Genomic DNA, 1,721 nt, shown 5'->3' on the forward strand with positions numbered 1-1,721 from the left:
AAGCCGGTCCCGGTGACCGCGGGCACCCTGCGCACCGAGAAGCCGTTGTTCACCGGCCTGCTGGTGGGCGCGATCCTGATCATCACCGGTCTCACCTACTTCCCGGCCCTCGCCCTGGGTCCGCTCGCGGAAGGACTGGCGTGATGACCACCGACACCTCGAAGACAGAGATACAGAAACAGGACTCCATGTCCACTCCCACCCTTGCGCCCCATCAGGACGCACCGACCGGGCACAAGCCGGCCGAGGGCCGTGTCGGCGCGGGCCTGTTCGAACCCAAGGCCCTGATCAAGTCGTTGCCGGACGCGTTCCGCAAGCTCGACCCGCGGGTGATGATCAAGTCCCCCGTGATGTTCGTGGTCCTCGTCGGCTCCGTCCTGACCACGATCTTCTCCTTCAAGGACCCGAGTGACTGGTTCGGCTGGGCGATCAGTGCCTGGCTGTGGCTGACCGTGATCTTCGCGAACCTCGCCGAGGCGGTCGCCGAGGGCCGCGGCAAGGCGCAGGCCGACACCCTGCGCAAGGCCAAGACCGACACGGTCGCGCGCCGGCTGCTGGCGGACGGTTCCGAGGAGCAGGTCCCGGGTACCGCGCTGACCATCGGCGACCTGGTGGTCTGCGAGGCCGGCGACATCATCCCCGGCGACGGTGACGTCGTCGAGGGCGTCGCCTCGGTGGACGAGTCAGCGATCACGGGTGAGTCGGCTCCGGTGATCCGTGAGTCCGGCGGTGACCGCTCGGCTGTGACCGGCGGTACGAAGGTGCTGTCCGACCGGATCGTCATCAAGATCACGACGAAGCCGGGCGAGACCTTCATCGACCGGATGATCAGCCTGGTCGAGGGCGCCGCGCGCCAGAAGACGCCCAACGAGATCGCGCTGAACATCCTGCTCGCCTCGCTGACCATCGTCTTCCTGCTCGCGGTGGCCACCCTGCCGCCGTTCGCCACCTACGCGGGCACGCACCTGACCATGGTCGTGCTGGTCGCCCTGCTGGTCTGCCTCATCCCGACCACCATCGGCGCCCTGCTCTCCGCGATCGGCATCGCGGGCATGGACCGCCTGGTGCAGCGCAACGTGCTGGCGATGTCGGGACGTGCGGTCGAGGCCGCCGGTGACGTCTCCACGCTGCTGCTCGACAAGACCGGCACCATCACCCTCGGCAACCGCCAGGCCGCCGAGTTTGCCCCGGTCAAGGGCACCACCGAGGCCGAGGTCGCGGACGCGGCCCAGCTCTCCTCGCTGGCCGACGAGACGCCCGAGGGCCGTTCCATCGTCGTCCTGGCGAAGGAGAAGTACGGGCTGCGCGAGCGCCACCAGGGCGAGCTGGCGCACGCCGAGTGGATCGCCTTCACCGCCCAGACCCGTATGTCGGGTGTGGACGTCGACGGGCGCAAGATCCGCAAGGGTGCGGCCGGTTCGGTCATCACCTGGGTCAAGGAGCAGGGCGGCACGGTCGCCAAGGACGCCGACACGATCGCCAACAAGATCTCCGAGGCCGGCGGCACCCCGCTGCTCGTCGCCGTCGAGGACGAGCAGGGCGCCCGCGTCCTGGGTGTCATCCACCTCAAGGACGTCGTCAAGGAGGGCATGCGGGAGCGGTTCGAGGAACTGCGCCGCATGGGCGTCAAGACGGTCATGATCACGGGTGACAACCCGCTGACCGCCAAGGCGATCGCCGAGGAGGCGGGCGTCGACGACTTCCTCGCGGAGGCCACTCCC

Annotated in this window: 2 protein-coding genes; both read left to right on the forward strand. The window is 68.8% G+C overall.

Annotated elements, in window-relative coordinates; all coding sequences use genetic code 11:
* Positions 1-144: potassium-transporting ATPase subunit KdpA (locus tag ACIRU3_RS47720; protein WP_404070766.1), on the forward strand; the 144-nt coding region annotated here is incomplete at its 5' end.
* Positions 144-1,721: potassium-transporting ATPase subunit KdpB (gene kdpB, locus ACIRU3_RS47725; RefSeq protein WP_404070763.1), on the forward strand; the 1,578-nt coding region annotated here is incomplete at its 3' end. The genes ACIRU3_RS47720 and kdpB, both read left to right, overlap by 1 nt.

It is taken from the genome of Streptomyces sp. NPDC101151, assembly GCF_044768335.1.
Classification (GTDB): Bacteria; Actinomycetota; Actinomycetes; order Streptomycetales; family Streptomycetaceae; genus Streptomyces.